Genomic DNA, 24,666 nt, shown 5'->3' on the forward strand with positions numbered 1-24,666 from the left:
CGGTGGAATGGATTCGACAGTCCTTCCTCAGAGGTTAGGCTGCTGGAGCTCAGAGCTGCATAAACGAATTCGCTCATAATGGCCATTCCGGCGCTGGTTCCGCCTACGGGAGCAGGCTTGTTAACTATAAAATGGATGGCGTCCTCAACAGGCGTATTTTTCCAGTTTACTACGTAGTCGGATTGATCTCCGCCCGCAATAAATAGAGCTTCAGCGTTCCGAATTGTGCTGATCACAAAGGAGTCGAAGGAGGCTTGCCGGTTTTTCAGGATTAGAGTTGCAACGGAATCGCAGGAACATAGTTCGTAAATGTACGGGTTATACGCGTCAGTTCCAGTCGCTCGAATCACCACAAAGTCCCCGCCACCTGAAGCGGCACCCATGCGGACAAAGTTTTCATCCACATCGGTTCCTCCTCCCTGAAGCACCAAAAGCGGACTTGCAGTTGTGACGACATCATCCGGATTACCAACGACGAAATAGTCAAAAGCCTTTCCAGCAAATGCCGGCCCGGCGAGTAAAATGACAATGCATAAAAAATGAAGCGTGGTTTTGAATGACATTTACCCTCCTCGTGTGGTTATTCTGAATTCAATTCTACTACGGAAAAAATCCTGCTTGTCAAACAGACTTCAATTGTGATGGAATCTGAAGGGGACCTACATGTTCATACTGCTGCCGTTTGCTCATGAAAAACAGACCGTTCAGCGTCTTCCCTACGTTACTTTCGCCCTGATTGCTCTGAATGTTGTGTTTTTTCTGTTTACCCATTATGGCGGAAGCAGCCTGGATGATCTCTATGAGAAACTGGATGCACTTCAGCAATATGTTGCTTCACATCCTTATTTAGAAATACCACCAGAAGGCCGGAAATATTTTGAAGACTGGCAACTTCAACAACTGGACGCTCTCAGGGAAGCCACAAACAAACAGGATCTCGATCCCGAGCAAGTAAAGGAAGATCAGGAAACTCTTAATTCCCTGATCCGAGATGTTAAGAGAGTTGAAAAATCAAATCCGTACGAGAGATATGGTTATATTCCAGCCGAGCCCTCGTTTATCGGTTTGTTTACTTGCATGTTCATTCATGGCGGATGGTTGCACCTGATTGGAAACATGTTTTTTCTATACCTTGCCGGTTGCAACATTGAAGATCTATGGGGACGTCCGCTCTACACGGCGTTCTACCTGTTGAGCGGTATTGCCGCGACGATGGCCCACGCTTTGAAGTATCCCGCAGACACGAGCCCTCTGGTAGGAGCTTCCGGCGCAATTGCCGGATTAATGGGCGCGTTTCTGGTGCGTTTGTACGATACGAAAATCTCATTCTTTTATGCGATCTGGTTCTGGGTCAGGGGGACCTTCAAAGCGCCTGCTTATGTCATGCTTCCACTCTGGCTTGCTCAGCAATTCTTCTACGCGATGCTGGATGAGGATGGTTCGTATGGCGTCGCATTCTGGGCGCACATCGGTGGATTTGTTTTCGGCGCGTTGTTTGCGTTTGGAATGAAGAAATTTCAGATCGAAGAGCGTTTCATTGCGCCAAAAATTGAAAAGAAGGTTGGACTGGCACAGCATCCCGATTTCCTGCGCGCCATGAACTTATCGGAGGAAGGAAACTATCCGGATGCACTGATTCTTCTGCATCGTGTCGTTCGCGATGATCCAAACCATCTGGAAGCGTATTTGGAAATGCGCAGAATCGCTGAGATAAACAAAGATGCAAGTTCCTACATGAAATTCAGCGTAGCGATTTTCGACATTCTTCTACGCACACGTGATTGGGACTTGCTTCTGGATCTTTACCATCAATACCAGAATTCACCGCTCAGGCAGCCGCTTCCGGCAAAATCGTTGCTTGGTCTTGGAACCTTTTTTGAAGAGACACTCGATTTTCGTTCTGCGTCCCAACACTACGAAGAAGTCACAGCAAATTATCCTCAAGATCCCATTTCATTGCGGGCTTACAGCAAACTGGCAAGGCTTTACTTTGAAAAAATGATCGATCGCGATAAGGCGATCGAAAATTTTTGGCGCTCTTATCATCATCCTCACGCCGATTCACAATGGCGAGCCGCCTTGCAAATGGATATCAAGAGGTATCAGATTCCTGAAATGCCGGCTTCTGCTTTCCCTGTTAAAGCAGCGGCCGTCATTCCTGTTCCGCCACCATTACCTTTTAAGGTGGCGGCAGAAACGGTGCCGGAATCGGCACCCGAGGCAGTTCTTCCCGTGGATGACTCCACTCAAGCCATTGTTGTGCCCCCGCCGGTCATCCCACCGCGTCCGGCAGCACGATTAGGGTCTGCGGATCGCGTATTGCTTCCCGATGGTGGTTTCGATGGCGCCATATCCAACGGCTGGCATATCGTACAATGCCGCCTGGACCGGCTGGCTTTGAAAGGGCTAGACATACGGAACGAACAGCAAACAACCGGGCTTCTTCCCTGGAAGAAAATTCGAACTGTTTCCGTTGGGCGAGTTCGTGTCTCGGATCCTTCCATACCCGGGCCTCAGCAAGCTTTTCTGGTCGTTGACTTGATTGTGAACTCCACCATTTACCGTCTGAAAAGCGATGATATATCTTTTGATAAATTGTTTCCGGGAGTCGATCAATCCTTTGAAGAAGCTTTTCAAAATTTTATGGGAATCGTGATTAAGAACAGCGCCGCTCGTTGTATCCCAAACCACGATTCCTGTCTCGGTCCGAACTTTGCCACTTATCCGGATCTGGCGCGTTATGAATCGCGCCTTAAGGAAAAACTAACTCTTTAACGCAGAGGCGCGGAGACGCAGAGAAAAAAAAGGATAAAAATCTTTGAATCTCTGCGTCTCCGCGTCTCTGCGTTAAAATTTTATTTGGCCCACAGGATGCGCGTGATCATGCGCCCCATCCCCTCCGGACCAAGGGAGAGCGCAATATAGTCGATATCCAGGTAAGCTCGCAGTTCCTGCAGTGTTTCAAAATGAATTTCATCGACATAACAGATCAAACTGACTTGTTCAGCGGTTTCTTCAATCTCCCATTCTTCCGCGCTCAAGCTGTATGTGAGAAATTGAATTCTATCCAGAAGCGGGGAAAGTTCGGCGTCTTCAAGTCTTCGCAAAATATCGTAGTTGATCCAGTAAGCCCTGCGGGAGGGTTCAAACCAGAGATGGATGTGATGTGGTTTTGTCCCCATCACAATTCCAGGCTGGCCTTCGATGCTTAACTGTTGTGCGTGGTATTTTGACGTACATATCAAAACGTCGCCGCACCGGAAATTGTGATCAGCCATTTCGGTTGGTTGCAGGTGGCCGAATCGTTACTCCGATTTCCTTTTGTGCGGGCCAGGCCCCCATGCCGTCATACATGTTCATCAGATTTGTATATCCTTTTTCGCTCAGCATCTGACATGCCGCTGCGCTGCGAGCTCCTCCCTGACAGGTCACCAGAAGATGGCTGACCTCCCTGGGAACTTCGCTCAATCGGTTTTCAATTTCATCGACAGGAATCAATCGCGCTCCAGGGATGTGACCCGATTGGAATTCGGAAGAAGTCCGTACGTCCACAACCACCGTTTCGGGATTCTCTTTCAAAAACTTTACGGCGTCGGCTGCGGAAATATCTCCAAACGGTTTTCCTTCTTCAACCATATCCGAGGTGACACGTCCGCCGGCTGCCAGGACCTTCATTACCGTTTTGATTCCACCAATATCGCCGCGCAGGTCCTCTTTTGCCCACGAGACCTGGCTGTGGATCGAATCCTTTATCTCTTCCAGCTTCCTGCGAAGACTCTTTAACGCGATGAGATTGTATAAAGCAAGAATCGCTAAAACTCCAAGCACTACGTACAACATAAAATCCTCCATAACAAAGTAGCGCGGGCGTCCCGCCCGCATTGCTAATACAACGGAACAACCCCTAGCATTTTTTCTTCACCCCAAAGCGCTTTTGCCGCAGCAGACAACGCCGCCGGCGAAGTCCAGTATGCGGCAATCACCGTTTTCACTTCTTCGGGAAAATTCTCAGAGGGAAACGCTCCGCTCAGCACGGCGACTTGTTTATTCTGACGAAGCAATTCCCGAATCAACCGCATTTGGCCAGGATTCATTCCAGGGTTGGTCACGATCACAATGTTCCATTCTGTATTCGAATTGCGCGCCAGTGCAACGCTCTCCGGTTCTTGAATCTGAATTGCAAAAGGCTCCTGTTTGACCTCCACGCCACGCTTCGTGAGATATGGAGTCACGCCGGTTTCCTCAGCGGGCAGCCATTTCGTGCGTGGATAGAAGATCGTGCAACGGCCGGGCAGAGTTTTTAGCGGCTGTCCTTTTATCAGTGTTATCGCTCTGCTCGCCGCTTCTTCAGAGAATTTCTTCAGCCGCTTGATTTCTTTTTGCAGAGAGACTTTCTGCCGCGTCCCAGAAAAATGCGAATACTTAAAGGAAAGAATTTTGCTGCTATTGTGATAAATAGCATTTGTGAGCCGCTCACTTCTTGTTGCCCTTCGCAACAATTTTGCAAATACGTTTGTCACTTCTTCCGGACGACAGATCAGGAAAAGATGATTTCCCGCCTCCAGCGCTTTTTCGCATGCATCCGCAAGATTGTAAATGTTAGAGATGGCGCCCATGATCAAATCATCGGAAATTGCAAAGCCCTGATAATTCCATTTTTTGAGCAGGAAATCTGTGACAATTTCTTTCGCGAGGGATGCCGGCAATTTCTTATTTTTGTCCGGATAGAGTGCGTGATTCACCATGATGAATGGCACGCTTGGCAGCAACTCTTTATAAGGAAGGAGATCCTCACGCTCAATTCGTTTCCATGGTCGCGGAACAGTGGGTAGATCCAGATGCGAATCGCGGTCCGTGTCTCCAAGGCCTGGAAAGTGTTTGCCGCATGGGAGAATACCTGATTTTAGATGCGCATCGAGAACTTCCCGCGCATACCGGATCACGATTTTGGGATTGTTGCTGAAACATCGCGTGCCAAGACCGTTATCCGCATTTTGCAGAGCCAGATCCAGAACCGGAGTAAAGTTGACGTTGAATTCCATGGCTTGCAAAAGTCGCGCGTGACATTGATGAATGCGTTGCGCCAGTGATGGTTTTTGCGCAGCGGCGAGCGCCATCGATGGAGGAATCGTTCCAATGATTTTGTGCAATCGTTCGACGGTGCCCCCCTCCTGGTCCACCGCGAGGAACATTGGGATCTTGCTCGCTTTTTGAATCGAAGAATTCAGCAGCTTCACCTGTTCGATCGATTCTACATTACGTTGAAATAAACAGATCCCGCCTGGTTGAAATGTCTGGAAAATTTCCTTTGTGTAGGGATCGTCCAGTGTGGTTCCGTTGATGCCGATCCAGAAACACTGTCCGAGCGCCGTTTTTAAATCTTCCGACATGCGACAATCATACCAAACTGGTAGGGGCGGGGCTTGTCCCCGCCCGTAAAGGGCGACCACAAGGGTCGCCCCTACGAAAGTTTATCCTTCAACTCCGCCAGCAAGTTTAGTGCCTGAAGCGGAGTTAAATTTTCAAGATTTGCTTTGCGGATTTTATCGATCGCTTCTTGTCTGACGTCTTCTTTGAAAAGATCAAGCTGCAAGGTTGCAGGCTCTTCCGATCGTCCCGCAAGGATTGGCTTGCCTTGCAAATCAAATGAGTTGTTTTCCAGCGTATTCAAAATTTGCTTCGCCCGCTGCAAAACTTCTGGAGGCAAACCCGCAAGTCTGGCAACCTGAATCCCGTAACTTTTGTCGGCTGCTCCTTCCTGAACCTTTCGCAGAAAAATGATTTCGTCATTCCATTCTTTGATCGCAATGTTGAAGTTCTTTACGCGGGAGCAGGTGAGAGCGAGCTCCGTCAGTTCGTGGAAATGCGTTGCGAAAAGGGTTTTTGCGCGGACCCTTGGAAAAGTATGCAGAAATTCAGCAACGGCCCAGGCGATCGCAACTCCATCAAAAGTGCTCGTGCCTCGTCCAATTTCATCCAGAATGATCAGACTTTTGGGGGTCGCATGATGCAAGATGTATGCAGTTTCGATCATTTCCACCATGAAAGTAGATTGTCCCTTCACGAGATTATCGGACGCTCCAATGCGTGTGAAGATGCGATCTAGAACAGGCAATCGTGCCTCCCTTGCAGGCACAAAAGAGCCCATCTGGCCAAGAAGCGCTATCAGTGCGGTTTGCCGCAGGAAGGTGGATTTGCCTCCCATGTTTGGGCCTGTTACGATCAGTATCTGGTTGCTATCGTTATCCAGATAAGAATCATTTGGCACGAACCTTTCGGCCGGGTGGAGCAACTCCACGCAGGGATGGCGCCCTTCCACGATTTTCAAGCTGTTTTCTTCATGGAAGGTGGGACGCCGATAGTTATTGCGCGCGGCCACTTCCGCTAATGCCGCATAGACGTCTGCTTCGGCCAGCAGCGCGGCGGTCTTTTGCATGCGCAGAATATGGACCGCTATCTTGACGCAAACGTCGGCGTAAAGTTCTTCTTCCAGTTTTGCAATTTTCTCTTCCGCAGTCAGAATCTTGTATTCGTAATCTTTCAGCTCCGGCGTGATAAAACGTTCCGCGTTGACCAGTGTTTGTTTCCGCTCGAAATCGGCCGGCACTTTTGACAACTGCCCGCGTGAAATCTCAATGTAGTAGCCGAACACTTTGTTGTAGCCGACCTTGAGATTGTTAATTCCGGTTTTGCGCCGCTCCAGCTCTTCAATGGAAGCGATGGCCGTTTTTCCGCTGCGAGTGAGCACCCGCAGATCATCCAGTTCGGAATGAAAACCCGGTTTGATTACATTTCCATCCCTTGCATTCAGCGGAGGCTGATCTGAGATGGCCTCCTCGATGAGAGCCGCGATATCCTCCAACGTGTCCATTTCTGAAGCGATTTTGTGAAGCGGTTCGGAATGAAAAGCGGCCATCAACGATTTGATTTTTGGAAGCACCCAAGCCGACTGCTTCAATCCGATCAGATAGCGAGGTTGTACGAGATCCATTGTGATACGGCTTGCAATTCGTTCCAGGTCCTGAACCTGCTGCAATTCGTCCCGGATGATGCCCCTCTCCATGGTTTTTTCCGTCAGCTCCTGCACCGCGTTCAGCCGTTTTTCAATTTCGGCGATTTTCAATAAGGGCTTCAACAACCATTCTTTTAAGAGCCGTCCACCGGAAGCGGTGCCTGTTGCATCGAGAACTCCCATCAGCGAGCCTTCCAGCTGTTGTCCCTGCAGCGTTGTCAGAAGTTCCAGATTCCGGATCGTTTGGGCATCCAGCTGCATGAAGTCACTACGTTCGTAGAAAGACAATCTGTTGATGTGCTTCAGAGCTGATTTTTGCGTCTGATACAGATAATGCAAAACCGCCCCTCCTGCCGCTACGGCCAATTCACGGTTCTCGCATCCGAAACTTTGCAGCGACTCGACGACGAAATGATCCAGGAGGAGCTTGCGCGCATATTGCAGCTCAAAAATCCAGTCTTCTAGCGGCGTCTTTACGATGGCCGAAAGGATTCCTGAGGGATCTCCCTCCGGTTGAAAGGACATCGGAAAGAGGAGCTCCGTTGGCGCATGCGTTTCAATCTCTTCCCATAAGTTTTCGTGATGCGCTTCCAGGGAAAACTGCGAGAGCCGGAAATCCCCGGTGGTAACATCGACAAACGACAATCCGGCCTGCTTGTCACGAATCACCATTCCGCAGAGGTACTGGTGCTCTTTCGGTTGCATCTGAGCGCTTTCGGCGTATGTTCCCGGAGTCACAACACGGATCACTTCCCGTTGCACAATTCCTTTCGCGAGTTTCGGATCCTCGACCTGTTCGCAAATCGCTACCTTGTGTCCCGATTTCACGAGTTTCGCGATGTAGAAATCCGCCGAATGCCACGGAACACCGCACATAGGAATAGCTGAGTCCTTGTTCTTGTCCCGGCTGGTGAGCGCGATATCCAGCACTTTCGAAGCGACAAAGGCATCTTCAAAAAACATCTCATAGAAGTCGCCCATTCGAAAGAATAGAATCGCATCGGTGTATTGTTGCTTGATGCTGCGATATTGCTGCAACATCGGAGTAAGAGAGCTCATTTTTTAACCGCCAAGACGCCAAGGCGCCAAGTTCCGAATTTGAAAATATATCATGCCATAATAAAGTGATGAAAATTCTTGCGCTGGATACTTCCACGAACGTCTGCAGCGTTTGCATCGCGCACGGCGATGAGATCGTAGCAGAATACGTAACTGTGGGGGGCAAAACGCATAGCGAGCGGTTGATGCCTGCCATTGAGATGCTCTTTTCCCATCTGGATTTTGACATCCGGGAAATCCAGGGAATTGCAGTAATCAACGGCCCGGGTTCCTTCACAGGACTTCGCATCTCTCTAAGCGTTGTCAAAGGGCTTGCCTTTTCTTTGCAAGTTCCCGTTGTTGCAGCAAGCGCCCTGGAGATTGCAGCGCTGCAAGTTCCCGATGATGGGTTGATCTGCCCGGCGCTTGATGCCAGGCGACGGGAGATTTTCACCTGCCTCTATGAAAAAAAAGGTTCCGAGCTTTCCCTCAGAATCGATCCAAAATCGATCGATCCTGTTTCGTGGAGCAACAATCTTCCACAATCACCTGTGATTTTTTGCGGTCCCGGGGCTCATCTTTACTGGGATCTTCTTCGAAACCATCCGGCTTCTCAACTTCTTCATCCATCCGATTTGGTGCTTGCGCGAACTCTAGCGCAACAATCGAGAAGGAGATTCGAGAAAGGAGAAGTCCTTACCGGAAATGAGCTGAAGGCTGCTTATCTGCGCCCCTCCGATGCAGAGTCGAAAGGTCCACGACCCCCAAAGATTTCTGTGCCGTCAGCGACTGATTAGACGCAAGCCTGTACAAAAAAATTTTGTTATATTATATGTAATAATGCTTTTGATATCTCACCTGATTAATCGCCAAACTTCAAGGAGGAAAATATGGAGAGCAGAGACATCTCTCAGGTCTTGTATGAACAGAATTCCGAATACAGGTCTTTATCCGATCAGCATCGTTCTTTAGAAAGCCGTCTGCAGGAGTTAACCTCCCGTTTGTACTTATCCGATTCCGAAAAACTCGAAGAAATTAATCTGAAAAAGAAGAAACTTGTGATCAAGGATCGTATGCAAGAGCTCATCAAAAAGAGCTCAGTGTAGGTCCTGTTCTAATCGATTCATGTCCATTGCAAAAGAGGGCTATCCCTATATTGCCATCCTGGGTATTGCGGGCATTGTTGCGTTGGTGGCAGGATGGAGATGGCCCGGTGCTTCGTTGCTTGTGCTCGCGGCTTTTGTCACCTTTTTCTTTCGGGATCCCGATAGAAAGTTTCAAGGAACGGAGCGCCAGGTGGCTTCACCTGCTGATGGAAAAGTTGTTTCCGTTCGCCAGGAAAATGGACAGGAAGCAATCAGCATTTTCCTCTCCGTCTTTGATGTTCACATCAACCGCGCGCCCATTTCAGGAAAGATTTCCAGCGTTGATTACCACAAAGGCAAATTCCTGATCGCGTTTGATGAACGCGCTTCGCTGGAAAATGAACGCAACTCCATCACTATGGAACATGAAGGAAAAACCGTGCGGTTCGTACAAATAGCAGGTTTGATTGCAAGGCGAATCGTTTGCTGGAGAAAACCCGGGGAAACGCTGCATGTGGGAGATAGAATCGGTTTGATCAAGTTTGGTTCCCGTGTGGATGTTTTTCTTCCTGCCGGTTCAAAAGTGCTCGTCAAACGCGGAGACCGCGTCGCTGGCGGCAAGACCGCGATAGGGGAGCTTCCATGAGACAGAGGAAGTGGACGAAAGCCAAGATTCGCGAGAAGTCAAGACGCGGAATGTACATCATCCCGAGTCTCTTCACCGTCTCCAACATATTTTGCGGCTTCTATTCCATCAGCTCAGCGATCCAGGGAAATTTTGAGCGCGCAGGACTCCTCATTGGTATCGCGATGATCCTGGATACTCTAGATGGACGGATCGCGCGAATGACTCACACGAGCTCCGCGTTCGGCGTTCAACTGGACTCACTGGCAGATGTGATCACTTTTGGCGTTGCGCCTGCAGTTGTTTGCTATCAATGGGCCTTTTACCATTTTGAAAACAGATTGATTGATCGCGCGGGATGGATCGCCTGCTTTCTCTTCATTATTTGCGCTGCCAGCAGGCTCGCACGGTTCAATGTGCAGACGACCGGTCATCCTGATAAAAGGTATTTCACCGGGATGCCAACGCCGGCATCAGCCGGTTTCGTAGCCGCTACGATTTATTATTTTCCAGAACGTGTCGCGGGAGAATTCTGGGCGATTGTCGCTGTTGCGATCATGTTGATTCTTGCTTTTTTGATGGTCAGCAGAATCCGTTATCGCACTTTCAAGGATCTTGACCTCAAACAACCTCGTTCCTACCGGACGATTGTCCTGATCGCGTTGATCATCGGCTTCATGGCATTCGATTTGAAACGGGCTCTCATCACCCTCGCTGTGATTTATGCTGTTTCGGGCATCGTGGGAATGTTTTCGCGTAAACCGAAACCGGAAGCCCCCCAGCCGGATCCTTCAGCCCCGGTCCCGGTAAATCCAAGTTGATCTAAATAGCTTCTTCATTTAAATTAACAAAGTACCGGGCGTCCCGCCCGAAGGAGTTTATGGATAAAAAGTACTACATAGAGACGTACGGCTGCCAGATGAATGTCCATGATTCGGAGAAAATGGCGGGCATTCTGTCGCGGCTGGGCTATTCTCCTTCCGCAGATGAATTTGACGCCGATCTCGTTCTGCTGAACACCTGCAGTGTGCGGGAAAAAGCGGCGCAGAAAATATTCACGCGGCTCGGCCAGCTTAAGAAACTGAAAACGGGAAAACCCGGAATGGCGATCGGCGTTTGCGGATGCCTGGCTCAGCAGGAAAAGGAGCTCTTTTTCAAAGGACGTCCCTATGTAGACATGGTGTTCGGCCCCAAAAATGTATCCGACTTGCCCTCGCTTTTGGAGCAGCTGGAGAGTGGGCGCAAACAATTGCTTGCGCTATCCGGACCCCGCCAGGAACCAACGTTTGAAGTGGACACGGTTCTGCGGGATGCGCCTTTTAAGGCGTACATCACGATCATGGAAGGCTGCGATAAGTTTTGTACTTTTTGTGTGGTTCCCTTTTTGCGGGGGCGCGAAATCAGCCGTGACCCTCACTCGATTCTGGAAGAAGCGCGCCACTGTGCCGAACAGGGATTTGTTGAGATTTGTCTGCTGGGCCAGAACGTGAATTCCTATCGCTACAATCAGTTTGATTTCGCCGACCTCCTGATTTCACTTCATGAGATTCCGGGAATCCGCCGGCTTCGTTACACCAGCCCTCATCCAAGCGATATCAATCCCAAAGTGATGGATCTTTATGGATCCCTTCCTAAACTTTGCAATAATTTGCATCTGCCGCTGCAAGCCGGGTCGAATGATGTGCTGAAACGGATGAAACGGGACTATTCGCGGGAAGATTATCTGGCCAAAGTGGAATACTTGCGACAGCGATGCCCGGATATCGCTTTAAGCTCGGACATCATTGTGGGATTCCCCGGAGAGACTCGCGAAGACTTTGCACGTACTATGTATGTAGTACGTAAAGTGGAATATTCCGGCATTTTTTCTTTTAAATACTCCCAGCGTCCTTTCACCGCGGCCTTGAAAATGGAAGATGATGTTCCGGAAGAGGAAAAAAGCGAACGCCTTGCGGAGCTTCAACAATCGCAACGGGAAATTCAGCTGCGGTTAAACAAAAAAATGATTGGAGCTTCGCAGGAAGTGTTGGTGGAATCGCATTCCAGAAAAGGAGAGGCGATGCTCAGCGGTCGCACGGGTTGCAACCGGGTCGTGAATTTTCAAGGCTCCGAGGGTCTGCTGGGAAAGTTTGTTCAGGTTCAAATCACCGATGCCGGCCCGAATTCTCTACAGGGCCGTTTGTAAACAAAGTAGCGCGGGCGTCCCGCCTGCGTCTTCTTAACTCACGCAGCCGGGACGGCCGCGCTACTTTGCTAAGAGAGGGAAGATGAAACATTTTGCTCTGCTCTATTTCTGCTTCTTATTCGCTCTGTCCGCCTTTTCCGAAGAGATTGCCATTGAACATGCCACTCTTTATCCCATCAGCGGGGGAGTCATTCAGGAAGGAACGATCCTGATTCGGAACGGCATCATTGCCGAAGTAGGAACGGGCGTGAACGTGTCGGATGCCGCGCGTCGTATCGAGGGACGCGGCAAACACGTGATGCCTGGAATCATCGACACGCATTCGCATATGGGCGTGTATCCCTGGCCGGGTGTCGATGCAAATTCGGATGGAAATGAAGCCACGGATCCGATCACGGCGCACGTGGATGCGCTCGATTCGGTCAGTCCTGAAGATCCGGCGTTCCAGCGAGCCGCTGCGGGTGGTGCAACAACCGTCCAGATCTTGCCCGGAAGCGCGAATCTGATCGGTGGAAAAGCCATTACAGTTCATGTGATTCCGGGGGCGGTCACTGTCGACCAGATCGTATTCAAAGAAGCGCCGCGCGGAATCAAAATGGCGCTCGGTGAGAATCCTAAACGCGTGTATGGCACACGCAACCAACTGCCCTCAACGCGCATGGGCAACTTCTATTTGTTGCGGGATGCTTTTACGAAAACCGTTGAATACCGAGATAAATGGGAACGATATAACAAGAAGCAGACCAAAGAACCGCCGGAAAAAAACCTGAAGTGGGAAACGCTGTTGCAGGTTTTGGATGGAAAAATTCTTGTGCATGTGCATTGCTATCGAGCAGATGAAATGATGCACATGATCGAAATTGCCGATCAGTTCAACTTTAAGATCACTTCCTTCCAGCATTCGCTCGAAGCGTACAAAGTCGCGGATATTCTTGCGAAACGAAACATCGCCGCCGCAACCTGGGCCGATTGGTGGGGTTTCAAAGTGGAAGCGTGGAAAGGGATTCCCTGGAATGCTGCTCATCTCGTTTCGAAAGGAGTCGTTGTCAATCTCCATACCGACAGCAGCGATCTTGTGCAGCGAATGAATGTGGAAGCGGAAAAAACCTTGAAATATGGTATGAGCGAAGCGGATGCGCTGAAGACCATCACGATCTGGCCCGCAAAAATGCTGGGAATCGATCGTTATGTGGGAACACTCGAAAAAGGCAAAAAGGCCGACATCGTAATGTTTGATGGCCCGCCGTTGAGCATTTATTCTCATGTCCTTCTCACGATGGTAGAAGGCAGGACGACCTATGAAAGGAGGGCAAAATGAGACTGCTAGTTGGAGCGCGGACTTCCAGTCCTCAAGGATGCGAAAACTCCACAAGTTTTTGCGGGCAAAGATGCCCGCGCTCCCGCAAGGACTCCCTAAATAGCTTTTGCACCATGTTTGCTCTTTTCTTCCTGCTCCTTTCCTCTCCTGCGTTCTCTGAAACGATCGCGATCACGAATGCGAAAATTTACACGATGGCTGGTCCGGTAATTGAAAAGGGAACAGTGTTGATGCGCGATGGAAAGATTCAAGAAGTCGGCTCAAATGTGAGTGTCCCTGCGGACTCGCGGGTGATTGACGCATCCGGAAAAAGCGTGTTTCCCGGGTTCATCGATGCGAATTGCCATATCGGTTTGAGTGAAGTGACCCAGGTAACCGCGACCGTTGATAGTTCCGAAAGCGTGGATCCGGTAACGCCGCAGATGCGCGTTACCGATGCGTTTTTCCCGGAGAGTTTTGCCATCGGCGTGACGCGCAGCAATGGTGTTGTTGCGGGAATCGTTTCTCCGGCCGATGAAAATGTGTTTGCAGGAATGAGCTCTTTGATCGAGTTTTCAGGGAAGCGAATCGATGAAGTCGTTTTGAAACCTGTTACAGCTTTGCACGTGACGATGGGAGAAGCCCCCAAGGCAAAATACGGGGAAGCAAACAAAGCACCGAGCACACGGATGGGCACAGCCGCACTGATTCGCCAGACGCTAGTCAAGGCACGCGAGTACGAAGAACAATGGAAACGTTACGAGAAAAAAAAATCTGAAAAGAAACCGAAAGACGAAGATAAGTCCCCGGAACGGGATATGAAGCTTGATGCAGTTCTGGATGTGCTTGCAGGGAAAATTCCTCTGGTCGTTTCCGCTCATCGAGTCGATGACATTTTGACAGCGATTCGCATAGCAGAAGAATTCGGGATCAAAAAAAATCTTGTCATCAATCATGGAACCAACGCCTACAAGATCGCCGACATCCTGGCGCGTGAAAAAATCCCTGTCATTCTGGGACCTGTAACAACTCAGCCCGATTCTATGGAGACTCTCGGCGCAAACTACGAAAGCGCGATGCAGTTGCACAAAGCAGGAGTCCTGATTGCGATCCAGAGCAATGAAACGCATAACGCTAGAAATCTTCCGTACGAGGCCGCCCTTGCTGTGGCAAACGGATTGCCGTATGAAGAGGCGTTGAAGGCAATCACAACCAACGTTGCTAAAATCTTCCGGTTCGATCAGACGGCCGGGACCATCGAAGCAGGGAAGCGCGCAAACGTAATCGTTGCAGAAGGGGATCCGCTGGAACCACGCACAAGAATTTCGAACGTCTTTATCGGTGGCCAGGAGATCACGGAGCCGAACTACCACGAACAGCTCTACGAAGAAATGAATTGAATTCAACCGCCAAGACGCCAGGTCGCCAAGAAGAATAGAGAATTTTTTCCCTTGGCGTTCCTGGCGCCTTGGCGTTTCAAATCTAAAGTCCCTTGACACCCTTGATTCCTGCCGTTATTATCTACACTTTGCAATTGCAATGCGATTGCAATAAGACAAAAGATGAATACGCAAGCGGCCGAGAAATTTGAGAGTTTTGTCCGGGACCATAAGGGGCGTTTGACGCCTCAACGGCAGTTCATTGTGCGGGAATTCCTGGAACTGAACGGCCACTATGGCATCGAAGAGCTGCATGAGCATCTTCGCAAAAAAGGGCAGATCATCAACCCGTCTACGATTTTCCGGACGCTGAAATTGCTCGTGCAAGCTGGAATCGCCGTGGAACGGCAATTTGCAAATGGAAACACAAAATACGACGTAAACGTTGCCCATCACGATCATCTGATCTGTCTGACGTGCGGGAAGATTGTTGAGTTTGACAGCCCTAAGCTGGAAGATGTTCAGATGCGGATTATTCGCAGTCACGGTTTTGAAATGGAATACCACAAACACGAAATCTACGGTTATTGCAGTAACTGTCGAAAAGAAAGGAAAGTTTCTAAATAATGTTTTCATCACTGGTGATTACACTTCGTGAGGGCGTGGAAGGCGCTCTTGCGATCGCAATCGTCCTGCTCTATTTGCGGAAAACCGGCAGACAACACCTTGCGGGCGCGGTCTGGTGGGGGCTCGGCATCGCTCTCGCCGCCAGTATTGCGGGGGCGTATGTGCTGCAGCGTATTGCATTGAACGGCGAAATTTTTGAAGGTATTTTGATGTTTGCTGCGGCTGCGTTCGTCAGCACCATGATCGTCTGGATGTGGAAATCCGCCCGCGGCTTGAAGAAGGAAATTGAAGAAAAGATCGAAGTGATTGCCGTCCGTCAAGAAGCCGGCGCCACTGGAGTCTGGTGGGGAATCTTCTTTTTTGTCTTTTTAATGATTTTTCGTGAAGGAATTGAGACGGTCATATTTTTGAGCGCTGTGACTCTCACGACCAATGCGTTGCTGAGCTTTTTTGGCGGAGTCGTGGGGCTTCTTCTGGCGACGCTCTTCGGCATTTTTCTTGTTCGTGGATCCCTACGGATCGATCTGGGCCGTTTCTTCAAAGTCACAGGAATCGTGCTGATGCTCTTTGTGGTTCAATTGGTAATCGGGGGCATTCATGAATTATCGGAAGGGGGCTTGATCGACATCGGTCCGAGAGGCATGGCCGTTGTCGGACCGATCGTGAAGAACAACGCACTGTTCCTGATCGGTGTTCTGATGATTCCTGCGCTGTATCTGGTCATTCCCGGCCGTGCTAAAGCAATGGTGGAAACTTCATCCGCAGCTGAAAAAAGGTTGCACCTCGCGCAACAGCGGCGTCAAATGATTTGGCGAACTTCGACGGCCGCGCTTTCATTATTGATCGTCGTATTCATCACTCTTGATTTCGTTTACGGCCAGACCAGAACACTTTCAGATCCGGTCGCCGTGACTCCTGTTGATGGCAAGATTGAAATCGCCATGGCCACCGTATCCGATGGCAATCTGCATCGATTCATCGTTCCGGATTCGGGGGTTCGCTTCATTTTGATGAAGACCGACAAAATCTATGTTGCGTTTGATGCTTGCGAGATTTGTGGCAGTCAGGGATATGTTCAGGAAGCCGGCGCTATCATCTGCTTGAATTGCGCCGCCGACATCAACCCGGCGACCATCGGACAGGGTGGAGGATGCAATCCAATTCCTCTGTCTTCTTCGCAAGTCGGCAATACTGTCGTCATCGATCTCAAAGACCTCAAACAACAGGAATCAATCTTTCATTCCGGCGCGGTTCATTCTCATTGATCTATGTGGTGGAAACTCGTCTTTAATTCCTTTCGTCGCGACCAGAGGAGAAAGCTGGTTGCCATCAGCGCTGTGACGCTTGCAACTTGCCTGGCAACATTTCTTTTGAATTGGTCGTTGAATCTCGGGGACACGATCCAGCAAGAATTGCGCGCATTCGGCGCCAACATCATTGTCGTTCCGCAAGGAGATTCTTTGCCGGTGGTTTCCGGTGATGCGGATGCAGGGTTCATCACCACCGATCGCTATTTAACGATCCCGGAACTCGCCGGAGTCAATTCCATCTTCTGGAAAAATCAAATTGTGGCGATGGCTCCTCTCTTGACTCAAACCGTTCATCACCGGCAAAGAGCAGTTCAGCTTGTCGGAACAGAATTTGGCGCAGTGGATACGATCCGCAGTTTTCCAAAGGTCGCTCCCTATGCTCAGATTCGTGGAACGTGGCCGCAGGAAAAGTCTGACCTGGTTTGCGGATCGAGCATTTGCAGACAGTTTGGTTGGAAAGAGGGAGAAGAAGTGGTGCTGGATCATTCAGGCAAAACGCAGTCATTTCAAATAAAAGGAGTACTGACTTCCGGCGGTGTTGAAGAGAATCAGATCTTTGCAAGACTCGACACGGTTCAGGATTTCACGGATCATCCAGGGCAATTCAAACAGCTCTATGTCAGCGCGCTTGTAACCGCTCCCAACAGTCTTTATTACAAACACCAGCGAAACTCAAAAGCACTCACGCCCCAGGAGCTCGAACGTTTTTCTTGCACGCCTTATGTCACGCAGGTGGCAGCTGATATCGCAAAAGCCTTTCAGGGCGCTGAACCGCGTATCGTGAAACAGATTACACAAACGGAAGAGAAGATTGTAAAGAAAGTAAACTGGTTGATGATTCTTGTTTCATTGGCCGGACTGATCGCTTCCTCCCTGACCATGACAAGCACCACGACCTCTATGATCCTGGAGAGGCGCAAAGAGCTCGCTCTCATGAAAGCAGTCGGCTCCAGCAACGCTTTTCTCTTCCTTTATTTATTCGGAGAAATTCTGATCCTGGGAGGAATCGGTAGTCTGTTTGGTTACGCGGTGGGCAGCTTTTTGTCGGTAAGTTTGAGCGACACCCTCTTTCAGTCCGTTTTTGAAGTAAAGCTCGTTCTTTTACCGCTGATTGCGGCGATCGGCGTGTTGATCATTTTGTGCGGGAGTTTGTGGCCGCTGCGCCAGGCGATCACGCTCGATCCGGCAGTTGCTTTGAGGGATCTATGACACGCAAAGAATTTCGCTGGCTCCTCTTGAAGCAGGCTTTGCTGCAAAAGAAGTCCAAGGCCATGCTGATTTTGCTGGCTGTAACCATGGGCGCTTCTGTGGTGGCTGCATTGTTGAATCTGCAAACCGATTTGCGGCTGCGCATGAATCGCGAGCTCAGGGACTACGGACCAAATGTGATTGTGTTGCCGGTAAATGAGGGAGCGTCTGTAACCGCGCAATTTCTCACAGCACTGCGAACCTCGCCACTCAAGGAAAGGATCGTGGCGCACACGCCGCAATCGTTTGTGCCGGTTCAAATTCAAAAGGTGCCGGTGCTGTTAGTGGGTGTGGATGTTGACTCCTACAGAAAGCTTTATCCTTCACACGACTGGAAATTAGTGGAGACTACAGGAGATGCGATTTATCTCGGGACGCGCTTTGCAAAAAGGATTCGGGCGGAAAACCAGAAGAGTGTGGATATCGCGGGGACGTCTCTGATGAGGCTTCCCATTGGCGGTTTTGTGGAGAGCGGGGAGGCAGAAGATGATCAGGTATTTGTTCCCATACGGATTGCACAGCAGTTGAGTGGTCGTGATCGTGGCTACCATGCAGTTTTACTCAGCGTGCTGGGTGATTTGCCTCAAGTTGAAAATGAATTCGCCACACTCGCCCGCGCGAATCCGGGCATCAAGTTTCAAGTCATCCGCAAAATTGCAGCAGCCGAATCCTCCTTCCTGGATAAGATTTCACGGCTCATGGGTCTCGTCATTCTTTTGATTTTTGTGATTTTGTTTTTCTGCATCCACACGACTGTTTCGGCAATCCTTCTTTCGCGACAATCGGAAATCGCGCTTTTGCGAATCCTGGGCGCGAGGAGGAAGCAAATCACTTCCGTGCTGACATCCGAATTGCTTGTTCTGGGACTTGCCGGCGGGATCACAGGTTATGGTGTTGGAATTTTGATGGCGCAAATTCTTGGAAAAGTGTTGTTTCAATCTTACGTTGCGCCGAATGGAATTGTCTTCCTGATCACGCTCTTTTTCTCCTTGCTTTTGATGATTGTTTCTTCGATCTTACCGGTCTCCCGCGCCGTAAACAGACAGGCCGCACTGGTGTTGAAGGAAGCATAGTCAATGATTCAGCTGAAAGATGTTACGAAAATCTATCCGAACGGTCTGAAAGCGCTGGATCAGTTCAATCTGGAAATTGCGCCGGCCGAATGGGTCTCGGTCATGGGTCCGTCCGGCTCAGGTAAAACGACTCTCTTGAACATCATCGGGCTGTTAGACCGGCCAAGCTCCGGTTCCGTGTTGATTGATGGAAAAGAAACGAGCCGCTTCACAGAAAAGGAAATGACCGGCTTCCGGAGACAGAAAGTTGGAATGATCTTTCAGCAGTTTCATCTTGTGCCTCATCTTACTGCGCTGGAGAATGTGATGCTGGCGCAATACTTCCACAGCATTGTGGATCAGGAGCAGGCAATCGAGCTGATGTCCCGCATTGGACTCGGCGACCGTTTAAAGCATCTGCCATCCCAGCTTTCCGGAGGAGAACAGCAGCGTGTTTGCGTGGCGCGGGCATTGATCAACGAGCCGAAGGTTTTACTGGCGGATGAGCCGACCGGAAACCTGGATGAAGATAATGAACGGGAGATTATCCGGTTGTTGATGAAGCTGCATGAACGGGAAGGTCTGACGATTTTGATGGTCACGCATGATCTTGCAGTGGGCCGCATCGCGGATCGTCAAATTGAATTGAATCATGGACACCTGATCGCTGCTACTTCGTTGGTGAAGCAAATTGAAGATGATATTGATGATGCGATGGAGCAACTCTGGTTGTTGTACGAAGAGAATAAGCTGGATCGTCAAAGTGCAATGGAAGTGCGGATTTTGAAAGAAGAAATGATGTCACATTTGCGATCGATCCGGATGATTCAGATGGAAAACGGATCGATCTCATTCACATCAGAAGGGGAGACCCGCGCGCGCGACATTATCCGCCGTCATCGTTTGGGCGAATGCCTGTTTGCTCAAACCTTTGGGCTCTCTACGCGGGAAGCATCGGATGAAGCTTGTCAACTCGAACACATTATCAGTCAGGATGTGGCGGAAAGGATCTGCTCATTCCTGGGACATCCTCTGCTCTGTCCGCATGGCCATAACATCCCGCCCGGCCGCTGCTGCAATCGATAACGGACAGCAGGCGCCCCGCCTGCATTATGGACCGCGGATGTCCCGTCCGCACAAAAAAAATATTCGACTTATAATTAATCATTCAGCAGCCATGCCGGGCAAAATTACATTAGAAGTTACGCAAGGACCGATACGCGGAAAAGAATTCGTATTTGATGAGCATGACACTTTCATTTTTGGTCGTGCTCGCGATTGTCATGCGCGGCTGGCGCAAGAAGACACAACCGCTTCGCGGCATCATTTCATGCTGGAAGTGAATCCACCGGATGTGCGGATCCGTGATCTTGGCAGCTTGAATGGCACCTATGTCAACGGCAAGAAATACGGCGGACGAAGAGAAGGGGAATCGCCACAGGAAGCTGCGCAAAGGAAACAACCTGACCTCGATCTCATAGACCGGGACACAATTGGTGTAGGAGAAACGGTTTTTCTCGTGCGAATCCAGGCCCCCGCGCTCTGTTGCCGATGTCACAAAGAGATTCCGGAAGAGTTTCAGGGTATGTGCCGGTGGATTGAAGACGCTTTCCTCTGTCCGCAGTGCAAAACCGAAGTGGAACACGCAGGCGAACCTGCGAAGCCCGAACCGGCGCGCTGCGAACAATGCGACAAGGACGTTTCCAGCGAAATCGGCTCCGGAAGGCTGGGAGATTACATCTGCGAAAAGTGCCGCAATGAAGCCAAGTTCAATCCGGTGGGAGTGCTCATCCATTTGCTGATGCAATCACGGGAAGAGGGGCAGGAGGAGGCCTCCCTCAGCAACATTGCCGGTTACAAGATCGAACGGATGCTCGGGCGCGGATCTCTCGGGGCGGTTTACGTCGCGGAGAGAAAAGAGGATTCCACCAAAGTGGCTTTGAAGATCATGCTGGCGAAAGTGGCGGTGGATGAAAAATCACGGCAGCGTTTTCACCGGGATGTGGAAACGGTATGCGAATTGCGTCATTCTAATATCGTAGAAATGTATGAACATGGTTCTGCTGGCAGCGGTTTTTATTTCGGGATGGAGTACTGTTCCGGAGGAAACGCCGAAGAGTGGATGCAAAAAAAAGGCAGTCCTTTACCACTGGAAGAGGCGGCCTGGATCGGGTTGCAGGTTCTGGAAGGACTCGCACACGCGCATCAAAAAGGATATGTGCACCGCGCGATCAAACCCTCCAACATCGTGCTCAAGGGACAGAACAAGTACACAGCAAAACTTGTGGACTTCGGACTTGCCCGGAGTTTTGAGCGCGCCGGCTTTTCGGGGATGAGCGCGACAGGGTCGACCTTGAATGCCGCGATGTTCATGCCCCGCGAGCAATTGACGCAGTTTCGTTTCAGCAGCCCTGCCGGGGATGTCTGGAGTCTCGCTGCCACGCTTTATTACATGCTGACCGGGCAATCTCCACGATATTTTCCACAAGGAAAGGATCCGGTCGAAGTCATTTTGCGCGGTGGATTTACGCCGATCCGCGAATACGCTTCTCATATTCCCAGAAAAGTGGCCAAAACCATCGACAGGGCCCTTGACGACGACACGAGAGAGCGCTTCAGCGATGCCTCCGAGTTTCTGCGCGCCCTGAACAAGGCGCTGTAGCGCGGGCGTCTCGCCTGCGTCCTGGCTGCGTCGTTTTGCAACATAGAATTTACAACTCAACACCATACCATTCTGCGGTGATTGTTCTATACTTTTGCTATGGACAGAAAAAAGCCGGTTATTGTTGCGGCCATCGACGTAGGATCGAGCGGCATACGGATGGAGATTTCAGAAGCTCAAGCGGACGGCTCTTTACGGACTCTTGAAAATTTGAACCGGGCTGTTGCTCTTGGAAAGGATACTTTTACGCACGGGAACTTGAGGGAGGAGACAATTCAAACCGTTTGCCAATCGCTCGCCGATTTTTCGCAGGTGATGAAGGATTACAACGTCACCCGTTATCGCGCTGTTGCAACGAGCGCCATCCGCGAAGCTGGAAATGCTGATACCTTTATTGATCGTGCTTTCCTGCGCTCCGGCATTGAAATTGATGTGATCGACGGTTCGGAAGAAAATCGCCTCACTTACATGGCGATTCACGAAACCGCGCAAGGCAAAATCGATTTGCAAAACCAGAATACGCTGGTGGTGGAAGTGGGGGGAGGGAGCACTGATATCTCCTTTCTCCAGGCGGGAAAACCGCTTCACTTTGGCACATTTGCGCTTGGAGCTGTGCGGCTCCGGCAATCTCTGGTGGGTGTAAAAGGAGAATGGAAACAGCGGTTAAAATTGCTCGATCGCCAGATCAAAAATACGATTGATACGATCGCGAATACGATTCCATTCGACAAAGCGCAGGAAATGATTGCTCTCGGCGGCGACATTCGGTTTGCCGCCCGTCAAATTGGCGGGACAGACGCGGAAATGAATGGCAACAATATCTGGGTCGTGGACCGGAAAATGTTTCAAAAGTTTACGACCGATGTATCCCGCTTTGACACAGAAGAAATTGTCCGCCGTTACAGCTTGAACTATCCACAGGCGGAAATTCTGGTGCCGGCACTGCTCGCGTATCGCAGCATCATTGAACGCACAAAAGTGGAACGGATTCATGTAATGAGCGTGAGCATTCGCGCAGGCATCCTTCTGGATATGGCCCAGCGAGCCGGTCTGGAATCGTTTGATGAACAGATTCTTGCGTCCGCTCGCGGACTCGCGGCAAAATATCATTCCAACGAAAACCACATTGAACAGGTCCGGAAACTTGCGCTTACCATATTCGATCAATTGCAGGACGAACACCGGCTGGGAAGAAAAGAACGCTTATACCTGGAGGTCGCGGCTCTCCTTCATGATGTCGGGACTTTCATCAGTGATCGCTCTCACCATAAGCACACCTGGTACATTATTTCTTCATCCGAAATCTTCGGGTTGTCCCGTTCCGATATGGACCTGATTGCAAATATTGCGCGCTATCATCGAAAGTCCCCTCCCACCAGGTCACACCTTCCTTATATATCTCTGGACCGTGAATCCCGCATGATTGTCAGCAAACTCGCCGGTATCTTGCGAGTCGCAGACGCTCTGGATCAGGATTACAGCAAGAAAATTCAGACTTTGAAAATTGTGCCGGATCAAGAGCGCGGCCGTTATGTTCTGGAAGTCGAAGCGGATGGCGACCTGGCAATGGAGAAGCTTTCCTTGCAAAACAAGAGCGATCTGTTTAGAGAGATTTTTGGCAGACCTATCGAAGTTCATCAAACGAATGCTGTCGAGTCGTCATGAAAGGCGATTTCGACAATCCTGAGTCTTACATCAATCGCGAGCTGAGCTGGTGCGCTTTCAATTCCCGCGTGCTCGAAGAAGCGATTGACCCTGCGACGCCACTTCTGGAACGTTTCCGTTTTGTATCCATCGTTTCTTCAAACTTCGATGAATTTTTTATGGTGCGGGTTGCTGCGCTCAAACGGCGCATTTCCGAAGGAGATTTGAGCGCCTGCCCCGCAGGTTTTACTGCGCACGAGACGCTGGCCGCCGTATCGAAAGCGGTTCGCTCTACGGTTTCCCAATTGTATGAAACCATCGAGCAACAGTTGATTCCCCAGGCTGTCGCGCATCAAATCATTCTTCATTCCTATGATTCCCTCAACCCCAAACAAACAGCATTTGTAGAAAAACGGTTTGAACGAGAAATTTTTCCGGTTCTTACGCCGATGGCGCTGGATCCGACACATCCATTTCCGAATTTGCTGAACTTAAGTCTTAACGTGGGAGTTCGATTGGCCCCGCCTTCGGAGGAAGAGAATGAGCGTTATGCGCTTGTACCGATTCCTTCGGGGATTCCGCGGTTATTCCGGTTGCCGTCACCGCCCGGTGAGCATTCCTTCATTCTGCTGGAGGAGATTGTTCGGCGTTATTTGTCACGTTTGTTCACCGGACAGGAGATTCGCGAGCACACCGTGTTTCGCATCACTCGCGATGCGGAAGTGGAACTGGACGACGAAGGAGTCCCTGATTTACTGGAGATGATGGAAGGGGAATTGTTGAAACGTCGCACAAATCCGCCCGTACGTATCGAAGTGGAAAAGGGAATATCCACAGGTCTGCTGAATTTTCTTCTTGAGCTCATGCCGGTCGATAAGAATGAGATCTACACACATACATCGTTTATAGATCCACGCTTCTTATCAACGATTGCGGATATTACCGGACTGGATCATCTCCGCTATAAGCCATTACCTCCGCAGATGCCGGCGGAATTCGAACAGCAGGAGCAAATCTGGCCGCTGCTCCGCGAAAAGGATATTGTGTTGCATCATCCCTACGAATCATTTGATCCGGTTGTTCAGCTGGTCACACAGGCTGCAGACGATCCGGAGGTGCTTGCCATCAAACAGACGTTGTACCGTACCAGCGGTGATTCGCCCATCATTCGCGGTCTGGCACGGGCGGCGAGCAAAGGGAAACAGGTGACGGTGCTGCTCGAATTGATGGCGCGTTTTGATGAAGAACGCAATATTGAATGGGCTAAACATCTGGAAAAAGCAGGAGCCCACGTCATTTACGGCCTCGTCGGACTCAAGACGCACGCAAAAATATTGCTGGTCGTCCGACGCGAAAAGGAGGGAATCCGTCGCTATGTGCATCTCGGCACCGGAAACTATAACGATCGCACCGCCCGTTTGTATACGGACATTGCCTTGATGACGGCTGATCAAGGATTCGGAATGGATGCGTCAGGATTTTTCAACACCATTACCGGGTAC

At 50.2% G+C, this 24,666-nt stretch carries 21 protein-coding genes and 1 pseudogene; 17 read left to right on the forward strand and 5 right to left on the reverse strand.

Features of this window, described 5'->3' with window-relative positions; genetic code table 11:
* Positions 1-563: Type 1 glutamine amidotransferase-like domain-containing protein (locus L0156_02375; GenBank protein ID MCI0601836.1), on the reverse strand; the 563-nt coding region annotated here is incomplete at its 3' end.
* A 100-nt stretch (positions 564-663) separates the two neighbouring features.
* On the opposite strand from L0156_02375, the gene L0156_02380 reads away from it, so the two are divergent.
* Entirely contained in the window at positions 664-2,775 is a 2,112-nt protein-coding gene (locus L0156_02380) for a rhomboid family intramembrane serine protease (protein ID MCI0601837.1), read from the forward strand.
* Between the two features lie 80 nt (positions 2,776-2,855).
* On the opposite strand, the gene L0156_02385 is transcribed toward L0156_02380, so the two are convergent.
* The 4 genes from L0156_02385 to mutS form a co-directional block, all read right to left on the reverse strand.
* Positions 2,856-3,278: a hypothetical protein gene (locus L0156_02385; protein ID MCI0601838.1), complete on the reverse strand. Its 423-nt coding sequence runs from the start codon at positions 3,276-3,278 to the stop codon at positions 2,856-2,858.
* Entirely contained in the window at positions 3,271-3,840 is a 570-nt protein-coding gene (locus L0156_02390) for a rhodanese-like domain-containing protein (protein MCI0601839.1), read from the reverse strand. The genes L0156_02385 and L0156_02390 overlap by 8 nt, the downstream gene beginning before the upstream one ends.
* A gap of 44 nt (positions 3,841-3,884) precedes the next feature.
* The gene (locus tag L0156_02395; protein MCI0601840.1) at positions 3,885-5,390 is read right to left on the reverse strand and encodes a hypothetical protein; all 1,506 of its coding nucleotides are present in this window, start codon (positions 5,388-5,390) and stop codon (positions 3,885-3,887) included.
* Between the two features lie 71 nt (positions 5,391-5,461).
* Positions 5,462-8,071: a DNA mismatch repair protein MutS gene (mutS, locus tag L0156_02400; protein MCI0601841.1), complete on the reverse strand. Its 2,610-nt coding sequence runs from the start codon at positions 8,069-8,071 to the stop codon at positions 5,462-5,464.
* Positions 8,072-8,139: 68 nt separating this feature from the next.
* On the opposite strand from mutS, the gene tsaB reads away from it, so the two are divergent.
* The 16 genes and pseudogenes from tsaB to ppk1 form a co-directional block, all read left to right on the forward strand.
* The gene (gene tsaB / locus L0156_02405; protein ID MCI0601842.1) at positions 8,140-8,847 is read left to right on the forward strand and encodes a tRNA (adenosine(37)-N6)-threonylcarbamoyltransferase complex dimerization subunit type 1 TsaB; all 708 of its coding nucleotides are present in this window, start codon (positions 8,140-8,142) and stop codon (positions 8,845-8,847) included.
* Between the two features lie 93 nt (positions 8,848-8,940).
* On the forward strand, positions 8,941-9,156 hold the full coding sequence (locus L0156_02410) for a YdcH family protein (protein ID MCI0601843.1): 216 nt from the start codon (positions 8,941-8,943) through the stop codon (positions 9,154-9,156).
* A gap of 19 nt (positions 9,157-9,175) precedes the next feature.
* Positions 9,176-9,781 carry a phosphatidylserine decarboxylase family protein gene (locus L0156_02415; protein ID MCI0601844.1) on the forward strand — a complete coding sequence of 202 codons (606 nt, stop codon included), beginning with the start codon at positions 9,176-9,178 and terminating at the stop codon, positions 9,779-9,781.
* Positions 9,778-10,581, forward strand: a complete 804-nt coding sequence (gene pssA, locus L0156_02420) for a CDP-diacylglycerol--serine O-phosphatidyltransferase (GenBank protein MCI0601845.1) — start codon at positions 9,778-9,780, stop codon at positions 10,579-10,581. Before L0156_02415 ends, pssA begins: the two co-directional genes overlap by 4 nt.
* A gap of 59 nt (positions 10,582-10,640) precedes the next feature.
* On the forward strand, positions 10,641-11,945 hold the full coding sequence (miaB, locus tag L0156_02425) for a tRNA (N6-isopentenyl adenosine(37)-C2)-methylthiotransferase MiaB (GenBank protein MCI0601846.1): 1,305 nt from the start codon (positions 10,641-10,643) through the stop codon (positions 11,943-11,945).
* Between the two features lie 82 nt (positions 11,946-12,027).
* A complete protein-coding gene (locus L0156_02430) occupies positions 12,028-13,263 on the forward strand; it encodes an amidohydrolase (GenBank protein ID MCI0601847.1) in 1,236 nt (411 codons plus the stop codon).
* 113 nt (positions 13,264-13,376) lie between these two features.
* On the forward strand, positions 13,377-14,642 hold the full coding sequence (locus L0156_02435; protein MCI0601848.1) for an amidohydrolase family protein: 1,266 nt from the start codon (positions 13,377-13,379) through the stop codon (positions 14,640-14,642).
* Positions 14,643-14,804: 162 nt separating this feature from the next.
* Positions 14,805-15,248: a transcriptional repressor gene (locus L0156_02440; protein ID MCI0601849.1), complete on the forward strand. Its 444-nt coding sequence runs from the start codon at positions 14,805-14,807 to the stop codon at positions 15,246-15,248.
* Entirely contained in the window at positions 15,248-16,513 is a 1,266-nt protein-coding gene (locus tag L0156_02445; GenBank protein ID MCI0601850.1) for a Fe-S-containing protein, read from the forward strand. Before L0156_02440 ends, L0156_02445 begins: the two co-directional genes overlap by 1 nt.
* 3 nt (positions 16,514-16,516) lie before the next feature.
* Positions 16,517-17,767 carry an ABC transporter permease gene (locus tag L0156_02450; protein MCI0601851.1) on the forward strand — a complete coding sequence of 417 codons (1,251 nt, stop codon included), beginning with the start codon at positions 16,517-16,519 and terminating at the stop codon, positions 17,765-17,767.
* The gene (locus L0156_02455; GenBank protein MCI0601852.1) at positions 17,764-18,879 is read left to right on the forward strand and encodes an FtsX-like permease family protein; all 1,116 of its coding nucleotides are present in this window, start codon (positions 17,764-17,766) and stop codon (positions 18,877-18,879) included. The genes L0156_02450 and L0156_02455 overlap by 4 nt, the downstream gene beginning before the upstream one ends.
* 3 nt (positions 18,880-18,882) lie before the next feature.
* A pseudogene (locus tag L0156_02460) lies at positions 18,883-19,521 on the forward strand (ABC transporter ATP-binding protein).
* A gap of 168 nt (positions 19,522-19,689) precedes the next feature.
* On the forward strand, positions 19,690-19,944 hold the full coding sequence (locus tag L0156_02465; protein ID MCI0601853.1) for a hypothetical protein: 255 nt from the start codon (positions 19,690-19,692) through the stop codon (positions 19,942-19,944).
* Positions 19,945-20,035: 91 nt separating this feature from the next.
* Positions 20,036-21,520 (forward strand): serine/threonine-protein kinase, encoded by a 1,485-nt coding sequence (locus tag L0156_02470; GenBank protein MCI0601854.1) that lies wholly within the window; start codon positions 20,036-20,038, stop codon positions 21,518-21,520.
* A gap of 99 nt (positions 21,521-21,619) precedes the next feature.
* A complete protein-coding gene (locus L0156_02475) occupies positions 21,620-23,185 on the forward strand; it encodes a Ppx/GppA family phosphatase (GenBank protein MCI0601855.1) in 1,566 nt (521 codons plus the stop codon).
* The coding region (gene ppk1, locus L0156_02480) for a polyphosphate kinase 1 (GenBank protein ID MCI0601856.1) at positions 23,182-24,666 on the forward strand (1,485 nt) is incomplete at its 3' end. The genes L0156_02475 and ppk1, both read left to right, overlap by 4 nt.

The sequence above is a fragment of the bacterium genome (assembly GCA_022616075.1).
Lineage (GTDB): Bacteria > Acidobacteriota > HRBIN11 > JAKEFK01 > JAKEFK01 > JAKEFK01.